Raw genomic sequence first — 11829 nt, 5'->3', positions numbered from 1 at the left:
GAGCCGCGAGAACGGCTCGTCGACATTCCGGTGCGGCAGCCGCTCGCGCAGATCTCCGGCGATGATGCGCTGGACCCGCAAATTGACCTCCTCGACCCGCCTGCGGGCCCGCGCGCTCAGCCAGGCGCCGGCCAGCAACCACAAAAAGAATGCAGGCAGCAGGCCGAGCCCGAGCGCAGCTCCGACGACCCGGAAGACCTCGGCGGTTTCATCGACGTTTCGCCCGATCACCAATATGTCGCCGTTATCTAGGCGCCGCGCGACAGTTCTGACCGATGTTACACCGGCCTCCTTGCTATCGAGACGTAGCAGCGGCACGTTCCGCGCCGGTGCGTCGATAGCTAGTCCGTCCGGCAGGGCCGCGACGTTGCCGGCAAGCCGATCACCCCTGGCATCGAACACGCCGGAGAACTGGACGCCGCGCGAATCCTGCTCGAGATGATCGTCGAGCGCGCTGATCATGCGCGCGCTCGGCAATCCGGCAAAGAAGCCGGCCTGCGTCGTGATCATGCGATCGGAGCGCGCGATCAGGTAATCGTCGATGCTGAAGTAGATGAACGCGAATAGTACCGTGACGAAGATCGCGAACAGGGCCGCCAGCGCCGAGGTCCAGTGAAACGTCTTCGAGCGGATGAACTGCAACTGAAGCTTCCCGAGCCTGCCGTCCGATTGCCTTGCCGGCCCGACGGCGGGGGCGTCCGGCAAGGTCGCCAAAAATCAGTCAGGGCACGGCGCGCAGAATGAATCCTGCGCCGCGGACGTTATGGATCATGGGGTTGTCGCCCGGACCATCGACCTTGTGCCGCACGCGGCCCATGTGGACGTCGACCAGGTTGGTGGCCGGAACGAATTTGTAGTTCCAGACCTCCTCGAGCAGCATCGCACGCGTCAGCAACTGGTCGCTCCGCCGCATCATGTATTCGAGCAGGCGAAACTCGCGCGGCAAGAGGTCGATCTTGCGCTCGCCGCGCTTTGCCGTGCGCTCGATCAGGTCGAGCTCGAGCTGGCCGACGCGCAGGTTAGTCTCGCGCGTTTCCGGCGGGCGACGCAGCAATGCCTCTATACGCGCGACCAGTTCGACGATCGCAAACGGCTTGGTGAGGTAGTCGTCGCCTCCCATCCGCAATCCGCGCACACGGTCGTCGACCGCGCCAAGCGCGCTCAGCACCAGGACCGGCGTGCGCACCTGATCCTTCCGCAGCGATTCGATGACGGTAAGGCCGTCCATTCCCGGCAGCAGGCGGTCGACGATCATGGCATCGGGCCGCAAATCGCGCGCCTTGGCAAGACCGTCCAGTCCGTCGGACGACCATTCGACCTCAAAGCCGCGATCGGCGAGCTCGGCGGTGATTTCCCCGGCCGTCTCGTCGTCATCCTCTATGAGAAGAACCTTCGTCATCTGATCGGTCCGATTTGCCATCAAGATACCCTCTCGCCATCAGGTGGCAATGGCGACGTCCACACGCCGCCCGATTCAGGGAGCCGGACAGCGCCGCCATCCCTTCCGGGATCGGGCAGGCGCCATCCGCCCGGCGGCCGTTTCCGCCGCCTCGGTACGAGCACAGCGGGCCCGCCCGAGACAGTTAGCCCTCGTCGGCGCGTCGCGCCAATAAATAGCAATTTAATGAACCGGCGGGCCTGCATTGCGCGATCCGGCCGGCGCGATTTTGGGCAAACCGAGGGCCCCGCATCGGCCTCACGCCGAGTTGAAAGCGCGTGAAGCAAAATTCCTTTGGACGACGGCGCATGGGCCGCACGTCACAGGCAGAAGCCAGCCCGGCTTCCCTCACCCTATGGAGACCACCATGCGCAACGTAAAACTTCTGTCGGCTGCGTTACTCGCCGCAGCCACCATTGCCACTCCGGCGCTGGCCGCCACACACACCTCGCGGCATGTCGTAACCAACGACAATACGAATATGGCGTCCGTCATGCGTTCGGGCGATAGCTGCGTCCGCGCACCTGATGTCGGCGCCTACGCCACTCAACCGTGGACCGTGCCGCCTTGTGAGCCCAACACGGGCTACTGATCCGCGCGCTGCGATGTGACGACCGATGACGGGCTGGCGGGATTTCCCCCGCCAGCCCATCTTCTTTGCTGTGCGCCAAGGCCTTCGCCTTGGAAGCCCGTTCGCCTTTGAAGCCCGCAGCGCTGCTCTGGTTCGTGAACGTGACTAACGCCGAATTTAATGGATGCCTTGTGCATCGCACCTACCTGTCACTCATCCGACGTTTCGTCCGCGCGGCTCGCTGGAGTTCGCGCGTTGCGGCGCCGAACAATCTGACTGAAAAGGAGTGTCACGATGAAACGGATGATCACGATACTGGCGACAGCTCTGCTTGCTTCGAGCCTGGTGACCGGTGCGGCTGAGGCCCGCGGCGGCGGTGGCGGTGGCGGTCATGGCGGAGGTTTTGGCGGCGGAGGCTTCGGTGGCGGCGGCCATATGGGCGGCGGCTTTGGCGGTGGCGGGCACATGGGAGGCTTTGGCGGCGGGGCCCATATCGGTGGCATGGGCGGCGAACATCTGGGCGGCCTCGGCGATGGCCACATCGGCAGCGTCGGTCACATCGGCGCGCACGGCTTCGGGCTCCATCAGCACGCTTTCCATCGCTTCGACCGATACGGGCCAGGCTACGGCTACTATTACGGCTATCCCGATTGCTACGACTGGTACGTCCTGCATCCCAACAGCCCCTTGCCGCTGAGCTGCAGCTGAACCCGCCGCGCAGGCCCCCCGCGCGCGGGCGTCGGTTCGGAGGACGTTTTTCCGGTCTTCCTGGCGTCCTCCGGACCGGCTTCCCAATAGCCCGACAACTTTGCGCCACGCGCTTGTCGCGCCGAACGAACGGCACTGGAGAGCAACATGAATCGCTTCCTGATGATCACCGCAGCCTCGGCCTTGCTGTGCGGCCAGGCCTTCGCGCAGCAGGCGGCGGTGATGCCGACGCCTTCGCTCGCGTCGACCTCTCCGCTCGGCATGGTGCCGAGCGCGCCGGTCGGCGGCACCGGCATTCCGTTTGGTGCGACGGAAATCGCCTCACCCGGCGTAAGTCCCATGCCGATCTCGTCGACCGGGGCAATCGGCAGCACCGCGTGCTCGACCATCGGCACGGCCCCGTCGACGATGTTCGGATCGGCAGCGACCTTCGATGGTGGCGGCGTCGCGGTCGGAACGGTTACGCCGCAGAGCACGATGTCCACCATGCCGTCGTCGTCGGGCATCCCGCCGACATCGGCCTTGATCGACACGTCGGGCACCTCAGCCATGTGCGGCGCCGGCTCGAGCAATCTGGCCGCGTCATCGACGCCGACGTCTCCGACAACGCCGGGCGGCATACCGCGAACCGGCATTCCGATGGGTTCGACCGAGATTGCCAATCTCGGCGTCAGCTCCGCCGCTGCAGTGCCGACCATTGCCGTCGCGCCCACGGTCAGCACCATCGCGACAATCCCGACGGTGCCCGCCCTCACGCTGCCGGCTCCGAACACCACAGCCGTCGCGTCGCCCACCGATGTCTCGGGAATCCCTGACATCACGGGGGTGCCGAACACGGTACCGGGCCTGTCCGCCGGCACCACGATGTTCCACTGACCCAAAACCCGCGCGCGAGAGGCGGCCATGAAAAAGAATGTCGCAGTATCTGCCATCCTGTTCGGTGTGGTCGCCGCCGGCGGCCTTCTCTACTTCACGCACGCCCATGCGTTCAGAGCCGCTGTCGCGGCCGCGCCGCCGCCTCCGGTTCCGGTCGTGGCTGGCGTGGTCGCGCAGCATGACGTGCCGATCTACCAGAATGGCGTCGGCACCGTGATCGCCTACAATACCGATGTCGTGCGGGCCCAGATCCAGGGCCAGCTCATCAGCATCAACTTCACCGAAGGACAGACGGTTCATGCCGGCGACCTGCTCGCGCAGATCGATCCGCGCCCCTATCAGGCCCAGATCGACCAGTTCGAAGGCAATCTGGAGCGCGACCAGGCCCAACTCACCAATGCCCGCGCCAATCTCACGCGTTACACCCAGCTCGGCGACAAGGGCTGGGCGACGCCGCAGCTGATCGAGACCCAGAAGGCGCAGGTCGGCCAGCTGGAGGCCGCGATCAAGACCGACCAGGCGCTGATCGAGGCAGCCAAGGTGCAGCTCAGCTACACGCGGCTGACCTCGCCGATCGACGGCGTGGTCGGTATTCGCCAGATCGACGTCGGCAACATCATCAGCCCGACGACGACCAACGGCCTGGTCGTGGTGACGCAGCTCGATCCCATCTCGCTGATCTTCACCCTGCCTGAAGGCGTGCTGCCGCAGATCCAGCAACAGCAGCAGGCCAGCAAGACGCCGCTGCCCGTCCTTGCCTATGACCAGAGCAATTCGCTCCAGCTCGGCGAGGGCAAACTCGCGCTGGTCAACAACGAGATCCTGCAGACCACAGGCTCGATCCAGCTCAAGGCCAACTTCCCCAACAAGTCGCGCGCGTTGTGGCCCGGCGAACTCGTGAACGCGCGGCTGCTGGTCACGACCCGGCACAACGGCCTCACCGTTCCCGCCAACGTCGTGCAGCAGGGGCCGAACGGCGCCTATGCCTATGTCATTCAGCCGGACGACACCGTGGCGATGCGGCCGCTCAAGGTCGCGCAGATCACCGACGGTGAAGCGCTGATCGAATCCGGCCTGAAGGCGGGCGAGCAGGTCGTTGTCGACGGACAATACCGGCTGCAGCCGGGCACGCATGTCACAATCCTGCACGGCGAAGCAGCCGAGGAAGCGGCAACGCAGCAAGCACAGCAGGCGGTGATCCCATGAACATTTCCGCACCGTTCATTCAGCGCCCGATCGCGACCGCGCTCCTGATGGTCGGCCTGTTGGTCGGCGGCCTCGTCGCCTACCCGCTGCTGCCGGTCGCGGCTTTGCCCAACGTCAACTATCCGACGCTTCAGGTCACCGCGCAGCTGCCGGGCGCCGATCCGCAGACCATGGCGGCATCGGTGGCGACGCCGCTCGAACTCCAGTTCGGGCAGATTCCGGGCCTCACCCAGATGACGTCGGCGAGCGCGCTCGGCTACACCCAGATCACGCTGCAGTTCGATCTGAACCGCCAGATCGACGGGACGGTCAGCGACACGCTGTCAGCGATCAATGCCGCGTCTCCGTTCCTGCCTCCCGGCATTCCCTATCCGCCGACGATCCGCAAGGTCAATCCGGCCGATACGCCGATCCTGGTGCTCGGCCTGACCTCGGACAGCCTGCCGCTGACCACGGTGGATGCCTATGCGGAAAACATCCTGCTGCAGAAGATTTCGCAGATACCGGGCGTCGGCCTCGTCGGCATCGGCGGCCAGCAGAAACCCGCGGTGCGCGTGCAGCTCGATCCGCAGGCGCTTGCCGCGCGCGGCATCAATCTCGAGGACGTCCGCACCGCGCTCGGCCAGGCCAATGTCGACATGCCCAAGGGCACGCTGAACAGCCCGAGCCAGACCTTTACGCTCAACACCAACGACCAGCTCCTGAAAGCGGAGGACTACGCCAACCTCGTCATCGCCTACCGCAACGGCTCGCCGGTCCGCATCCGCGATGTCGGCCGCGCCGTCAGCGCGCCGGAGAACGACCTGATCGCTGGCTGGTACAACAACCGGCGCGCCGTCATCCTGGCGATCCAGCGCCAGCCCGGCGCCAACGTCGTCGACACCGTCGAGCGGATCAAGGCAGAGATGCCGGTGCTGCAGGCATCGATCCCGCCCGCGATCAAGGTCAATGTCATCTCCGACCGCACCGATACGGTTCGCGCGTCGATCCACGACGTTCAGTTCACGTTGCTGCTGACGGTCGCGCTGGTCGTGATGGTGATCTTCGTTTTCTTGAGGAACTTCTGGGCGACGGTCATCCCGGCGGTCACCGTTCCACTGTCGTTGATCGGCACCCTCGCCGTCCTCTACGAGCTCGGCTACAGCCTCGACAATCTGTCGCTGATGGCGCTGTCGATCGCCGTGGGCTTCGTGGTCGACGACGCCGTCGTCGTGATCGAGAACATCGTGCGGCACATGGAGGGCGGCGCCACGCCGTTCGAGGCGGCGCTGAAGGGTGCCGGCGAAATCGGCTTCACCATCATGTCGATCACGCTGTCGCTGATCGCCGTGTTCATTCCGCTGTTCCTGATGGGCGGATATGTCGGGCTGTTGTTCCGCGAATTCGCCGTCACCGTCAGCGTTGCCCTGGTGCTGTCGCTTCTGATCTCGCTGACCTTGACCCCGATGATGTGCGCGCGGCTGCTCAAGCCGGAGAACAGGACACACGGCCGGCTGTTCCGCATCCTTGAAGGCGGCTTTAATTCACTCCTTGGAATCTACGAGGCCGGACTCAAGGTCGTGCTTCGTCACCGCTTCATCACGCTGTTGACGATGTTTGCGACCATCGCCCTTACCGGTTATCTCTATGTCGTCATTCCCAAGGGGTTCTTTCCCCAGCAGGACACCGGGCTGATCATCGGTCTGTCCGAGGCCGCGCAGGATATTTCCTATTCTGCGATGGCCGAGCGCCAGCAGGCCCTGCTCAATGCCATTACCCGGGATCCGGCCGTGGCATCCGTCGGCTCGGCGATCGGCGCCGGCGGCGGCAATACCACCATCAACAACGGCCGCGTCTACATTGCGCTCAAACCCTACAAGCAGCGCGACAGCATGGAAACAGTGCTTGCCCGGTTGCGGACCAATTTGGCCAAGATCCAGGGCATCACGCTCTATATGCAGGCCGCTCAGGACATCACCATCGGTGGCCGCGTCTCGAAAACCCAGTACCAGTACACGCTGGGCGACGCCGATCCCGGCGAACTGAATCACTGGGCGGCGCTGTTCCTCGACAGGATCAAGAAGATCCCCGGCATCACCGATGTCGCGACCGACCAGCTCAATTCCGGTCCCCTGCTCGACATCGCCATCAAGCGCGAGGTGGCTTCGAGCTACGGCATCCTGCCCTTCACCATCGACAACACGCTCGACGACGCCTTTGGCCAGCGCATCGTCTCGACCATGTACACGGCCCTGAACCAGTATCATGTGATCATGGAGGTCAATCCGAAATTCCAGTATTCGCCGGAGGCGCTGACCGGAATCTACGTCAAATCCTCCACCGGACAGGAAGTGCCGCTATCGACGCTGGTCGACAGCGTGGTCAAGGTCGCCCCGCTCGTGATCAATCACCAGGGCCAGTTCCCGTCGGTGACGATCTCCTTCAACCTGTTGCCGGGCACGGCGATCGGCGAAGCGACCAGCGCCATCCAGAATATCGAGCACCAGCTCGGCAAGCCGCTGTCGCTGCAGACGAGCTTCCAGGGCAACGCGCAGGCGTTCGGGGATTCGCTGTCGACCACGCCGATCCTGATCGTGGCCGCGCTGTTCGTGATCTATCTGATCCTCGGCATCCTGTATGAGAGCCTGATCCACCCCATCACCATCATCTCGACACTGCCGTCGGCGGGGCTCGGCGCGTTGCTGCTATTGATGGCGGTCCATCTCGATCTCAGCGTGATCGCGATCGTCGGCATCATTCTCCTGATCGGCATCGTCAAGAAGAACGGCATCATGCTGGTCGACTTCGCCCTGCATGTCGGCCAGCAGGAGGGATTGTCGGCCGAAGACGCGATCTATCGCGCCTGCATCATGCGTTTCCGGCCCATTCTCATGACCACGATGGCGGCCATGCTCGGCGGCGTTCCGATGATGCTCGGCACCGGCGCGGGCTCCGAGATACGCCAGCCGCTGGGCTACGCCATCGTCGGAGGGCTCGCCGTGTCGCAGTTGCTCACGCTCTATACGACGCCCGTGGTCTACATCTACCTCGACAGGCTGCAAGCCCGGCTGTTCGGAAGGAAGAAGCCGGCGGCCAAAGGCGGCGCCGAGCCGATGCCGGCCGAATGACGGTGGTTCCCGCAGACGCGATGAGGTCCACCAGCCCTCAGGCCCGCTTCGGGCGCAAGGGCAAAACCGAGCGCGCATCTGCCCGTGCGCGCATCACGTCCTCCATGACGGCCACCAGCGCCGCCTGGTCGAACGGCTTCGAAATGCGCGGCAAATGCGGCTGCGCGGAGCCGGGCAGCTCGGCATATCCGGTGCAGAGCACCACGGGTGTGCCGGGATGCTCGGCGGCCACCGTCTCGGCAAGCTGCAGCCCGTTCATCCCCGGCATGGCATAATCGGTCACCACGATGTCAACCTTCGGCGTTCGGCGCAGAAGCTGGACGGCCTCTTCGCCGGAGCGCGCCTCGATCACGGCGTGGCCGAGATCGTCGAGCATCGCAGCGATACTGTCGAGGACGAGAAGGTCATCGTCGACGACCAGCACGGAGAGCGGCCGGCTGCTGCGGGGCGCGGCGCGTGACGGCTCCGCCGCATGGGGCTCCGGCACCTTGTTGTCCTGCGAGGCGGGCAGCCAGATCTCGGCCGTGGTCCCTTCGCCGACGCGGCTCTTCAGCATCAGCACGCCTCCGGACTGTTCAGCCAGCCCTTTCACCATCGAGAGGCCGAGGCCGGTTCCCTTGCCCACCCCCTTGGTCGTATAGAACGGCTCCTGCGCGTGTTTCAGTGTCTCCTCGTCCATGCCGGATCCGGTGTCGCTTACGGAGAGCGCGACGTACCGTCCCTCGGCCAGGCCATCGACTGCCTGCTCTTCACGCGCGGCGATGCTGATGGTCCCGCCGCTTGCCGTCATCGCGTCGCGCGCATTGACGGCGAGGTTGAGGATCGCGAGCTCGAGCTGGTTGGCGTCGACCTTCACCTTCGCGAGTTCGATCGGAAAACGGGTCTCGACCCGGATCGCTGGATTGAACTTCAGCAGCGCGGACATTCCGCGGACCAGCTCCGGAACATCCACGACGACGGGCTTGAGATCCTGCTTGCGCGCAAAGGCAAGCATGCGCTGGGTCAGCGAGGCCCCCCGGAGCGCACCATGGATCGCGTTGTCGAGCAGCCGGTGAATTCTCGGATCTTCCGTCTGGAGGCGCTTCTTCGCGAGTTCGAGGCTGCCCGTGATCACGGCGAGTATGTTGTTGAAGTCGTGGGCGACGCCGCCGGTAAGCTGCCCGACAGTCTCCATCTTCTGCGAGACCACCAGCGCGTCGCGGGTGCGCTCCAGCGCTTCCTGGGCCCGGCGGCGTTCGGTCACGTCCCGTACGATCTTGGCAAAGCCGATGGCCTCGCCCCGCTCGCTTCGCACCGCGCGGATGGTCGCCTCGGCCCAGAAGCGGCTGCCGTCCTTGCGAACGCGCCAACCTTCGCCTGCCGACTTGCCTTCCAGCTTGGCTTCCAGAAGCACGGCCTCCGGAATACCGGCATCGCGGTCCTCATCGGTGTGAAGGACAGCGTAGTGCATCCCGACGATCTCCTCGCCGTAGCCGATCAGCCTGGTAGCGCCGAGATTCCAGTTCGCCACCCGGCCCTCGGGGTCGAGCATGAAGATGGCGTGATCGGCCACTCCTTCCACCAGCAGGCGGAACTTCTCCTCGCTTCGCCTGAGCGCCTCGGCCTCGCGACCGGCGCGTTCCGCCGAGGAGCGATCGTACACGGCAACCGCAAGCCCGATCACGAGGACCACAATGGTGGTGCCGGCGATCAGGAACGCGAGCGGCGCCTGCCCCACCGTGCCGGATGCCGCACGGCCAAGGACGCCGTCCATCGGAATGAAGGAGGAGCCCTGCATGGCGGCGTAGTGCATCCCGGAGATCGCCAGACCCATGACGACTCCCGCCGAGATTCGCTCGCGCGCGCTCGTCATGCGGAAGGCAAGCCACAGCGCTATGATGGACGCTCCGATCGCGATGCCGATGGAAAGCACCACCCAGAGCGGATCGTAGTGGATGGAAGCCGCCATCCGCATCGCGCTCATGCCGGTGTAGTGCATGCCGGAGATCGCGAGCCCCATTCCGATGCCGGACAGGATGAGTGCGTTCGACCGCTGACTGACGATGACGAAGGCAGCAGCCGCGACCAGAATGGGAAGGGCAAGCGAGAGCAGCGTGAGGAGCGGATCGTAGGAAATTGCCACGCCGGGCAGGCTGAACGCCAGCATGGCGACGAAATGCATGGACCAGATGCCGCCGCCCATGGCGACCGCCGCAGCCCCGAGCCAGGCCAGGCTGGCGAGGCCAGAAGCGGCCCGCATGCGCGTCGCGAGATCCAGCGCCGTGTAGGAGGAAAGCGCGGCGATCAGGACCGACAGCGCGACAAGAACGGGATCGTGGGAGCCAGGATGGTGGTGCATTCCGTGAACGAAGCAGTGGAAGTGATTCAATAGCACCGAATTTGTGGCGGTGCATTGTTCCCGTGCATCCGTTGAAAGTGACAAAATCGGTGGAGGCCCCGGCTTGGGCGGGAGGATCGGCTCGCGAAGCGAGTTGCACTATCCCAATGATCGATTCAATTGCACCAAAAACCTTAGGTTGCTGGTGCTGGTTTTGAGCGCTCAGACGCCGAGCATTAAGCCTGTATCAGGGCCGGCCAAAAAACCGGCTCATTGGGTCATCAAGTGACCCGCCACCCTGCGCTCGCCTCAAGGCGATCAGATAATGTGGAAGTCCGCGGCATTCACCGTGCCGCTCACCCCCGCAAGATCGATCCTGGCAACGAGGACTTTGTTTCCGGAGCCGCTGCCGTCGGCGTCGTAGTAGAGATTGCCGTTGCTGGTGTCGTACAGAACGAAATCGTTCCCATCCGCAGCGTTGCCGCCAGCGCTGGCGTTGAAGTTGGCTGCGTTCAGGACGCCTGTGGTCGACAGAGCGGTGAAGATTGAGTTCTCCAGATGTATCTCGTCCGCTGAGTTGGCGTTGAAATCCTTGATCGTGTCCACATTGGTTGTTGCGTCGAGCGCAGTGTCAAAGAAAAATTGGTCGTTGCCGCCTCCGCCGAACAACGTGTCATTGCCGGCGCCACCGTGGATTTGGTCATCGCCCTGTTGACCAAACACAGTATCGTTTCCGGAACCGGCCAGGATGATGTCACCATCGCCTCGCGCGAAGATGACATCATCGCCGACGGCGGCGCTGCCATCCACGGTGTCGCTTGCGTTCGTCCCCGTGATAACGCTGAAGCTCTCTGTGAAGGTCTCCGTGCCCTGCGTTACCTGCACGGACAGTTCATACACGCGATTGTCGTCCAGGTTGTTGGCACTGATGACACCTGTCGAACTCACTGTAAGGTCCCCAGCAAAGTTAGCGGCCGCTCCGCCTGCAAGAGTCGTCGCGCTAAGACCCGTGGCTGAGAACGAATATGGCTGAGCGCCGCCATCCGGGTCGACGACCGATATCTGCCCGAAGGCACCATTCGGCAACGAGTTCCCTGAGGCACCAGTGTAGGAGAAGACCAAGTCGCTGGCCGCGTCGTTAACACCGTTAATGGTCACCGTCGCGGTGGCGGTATTGGTGGCGCCATGCGCATCGGTTATCGTGTAGGTGAAGGTGTCGGTTGTGCTCTGCCCCACCGCCAGCGCATCCAGCACATTGCCGTCCGCCGTGTAGGTTATGACGTCATCGCTGAAGTCGAGCGGCGTACCGTTGTCGCTGAGAACAACCGAGCCCTTGGCGCCCTGCGTCACGGCGGTGATTTTTAGGGTCGTGCTCTCGCCGCTGTCAGGATCCGTGTCGTTCGACAGCAGGAGGGTCCGCAGGTTAGCCGTGGTGGCATCTTCGTTCACGGAGACGCTGTCATTGACCGCAACCGGGCCGTCATTGGTGCCGGTGATGGTGATCACCAGATTGGCCGGCGCCGAGGCGGCGCCGTTCTCGTCGGTCGCGGTGAAGGGCACCGTCAGCACCAGCGGCTCGCCGGCGTTGAGCCCGTCATAGCTCGAG

The 11829-nt window shown here is 64.2% G+C and carries 8 protein-coding genes and 1 pseudogene; 4 read left to right on the top strand and 5 right to left on the bottom strand.

The window, feature by feature from the left end:
* Positions 1-642, bottom strand: a pseudogene (locus CQ14_RS46425) (two-component sensor histidine kinase); the annotation flags it as partial.
* 79 nt (positions 643-721) lie between these two features.
* Positions 722-1399, bottom strand: a complete 678-nt coding sequence (locus CQ14_RS18045) for a response regulator transcription factor (RefSeq protein WP_057859400.1) — start codon at positions 1397-1399, stop codon at positions 722-724.
* 406 nt (positions 1400-1805) lie between these two features.
* Here CQ14_RS18045 and CQ14_RS42350 point away from each other — a divergent pair, with 406 nt between their 5' ends.
* Together CQ14_RS42350 and CQ14_RS42345 are read left to right on the top strand one after the other, a co-directional pair.
* Positions 1806-2030 carry a hypothetical protein gene (locus tag CQ14_RS42350; RefSeq protein WP_082649939.1) on the top strand — a complete coding sequence of 75 codons (225 nt, stop codon included), beginning with the start codon at positions 1806-1808 and terminating at the stop codon, positions 2028-2030.
* Positions 2031-2303: 273 nt separating this feature from the next.
* The gene (locus CQ14_RS42345; protein WP_082649925.1) at positions 2304-2717 is read left to right on the top strand and encodes a hypothetical protein; all 414 of its coding nucleotides are present in this window, start codon (positions 2304-2306) and stop codon (positions 2715-2717) included.
* Here CQ14_RS42345 and CQ14_RS18035 read toward each other — a convergent pair.
* Entirely contained in the window at positions 2663-3622 is a 960-nt protein-coding gene (locus CQ14_RS18035) for a hypothetical protein (protein WP_057859189.1), read from the bottom strand. The genes CQ14_RS42345 and CQ14_RS18035 overlap by 55 nt on opposite strands.
* Here CQ14_RS18035 and CQ14_RS18030 point away from each other — a divergent pair.
* Both CQ14_RS18030 and CQ14_RS18025 read left to right on the top strand, forming a co-directional pair.
* Positions 3621-4799, top strand: a complete 1179-nt coding sequence (locus CQ14_RS18030; protein ID WP_057859188.1) for an efflux RND transporter periplasmic adaptor subunit — start codon at positions 3621-3623, stop codon at positions 4797-4799. The genes CQ14_RS18035 and CQ14_RS18030 overlap by 2 nt on opposite strands.
* Entirely contained in the window at positions 4796-7906 is a 3111-nt protein-coding gene (locus CQ14_RS18025) for an efflux RND transporter permease subunit (RefSeq protein ID WP_057859187.1), read from the top strand. Before CQ14_RS18030 ends, CQ14_RS18025 begins: the two co-directional genes overlap by 4 nt.
* A 37-nt stretch (positions 7907-7943) precedes the next feature.
* Here CQ14_RS18025 and CQ14_RS18020 read toward each other — a convergent pair whose 3' ends face one another.
* Both CQ14_RS18020 and CQ14_RS18015 read right to left on the bottom strand, forming a co-directional pair.
* Positions 7944-10244: an MHYT domain-containing protein gene (locus tag CQ14_RS18020; RefSeq protein WP_057859186.1), complete on the bottom strand. Its 2301-nt coding sequence runs from the start codon at positions 10242-10244 to the stop codon at positions 7944-7946.
* A 297-nt stretch (positions 10245-10541) separates the two neighbouring features.
* Positions 10542-11829: cadherin-like domain-containing protein (locus CQ14_RS18015; protein WP_199805555.1), on the bottom strand; the 1288-nt coding region annotated here is incomplete at its 5' end.

The sequence above is a fragment of the Bradyrhizobium lablabi genome (assembly GCF_001440475.1).
In the GTDB taxonomy this organism is placed as follows: domain Bacteria; phylum Pseudomonadota; class Alphaproteobacteria; order Rhizobiales; family Xanthobacteraceae; genus Bradyrhizobium; species Bradyrhizobium lablabi.
The sequence above is the reverse complement of the archived record's forward strand: the minus strand, read 5'-3'. Positions and strand labels throughout refer to the sequence as shown.

Excerpts from the sequence above, each read along its gene's own strand:
- CQ14_RS42345 (WP_082649925.1), top strand. The coding sequence starts at position 2,304 with ATGAAACGGATGATCACGATACTGGCGACAGCTCTGCTTGCTTCGAGC.
- CQ14_RS18045 (WP_057859400.1), bottom strand. The coding sequence starts at position 1,399 with ATGACGAAGGTTCTTCTCATAGAGGATGACGACGAGACGGCCGGGGAA.
- CQ14_RS18025 (WP_057859187.1), top strand. The coding sequence starts at position 4,796 with ATGAACATTTCCGCACCGTTCATTCAGCGCCCGATCGCGACCGCGCTC.
- CQ14_RS18035 (WP_057859189.1), bottom strand. The coding sequence starts at position 3,622 with ATGGCCGCCTCTCGCGCGCGGGTTTTGGGTCAGTGGAACATCGTGGTG.
- CQ14_RS18020 (WP_057859186.1), bottom strand. The coding sequence starts at position 10,244 with ATGCACCACCATCCTGGCTCCCACGATCCCGTTCTTGTCGCGCTGTCG.
- CQ14_RS42350 (WP_082649939.1), top strand. The coding sequence starts at position 1,806 with ATGCGCAACGTAAAACTTCTGTCGGCTGCGTTACTCGCCGCAGCCACC.
- CQ14_RS18030 (WP_057859188.1), top strand. The coding sequence starts at position 3,621 with ATGAAAAAGAATGTCGCAGTATCTGCCATCCTGTTCGGTGTGGTCGCC.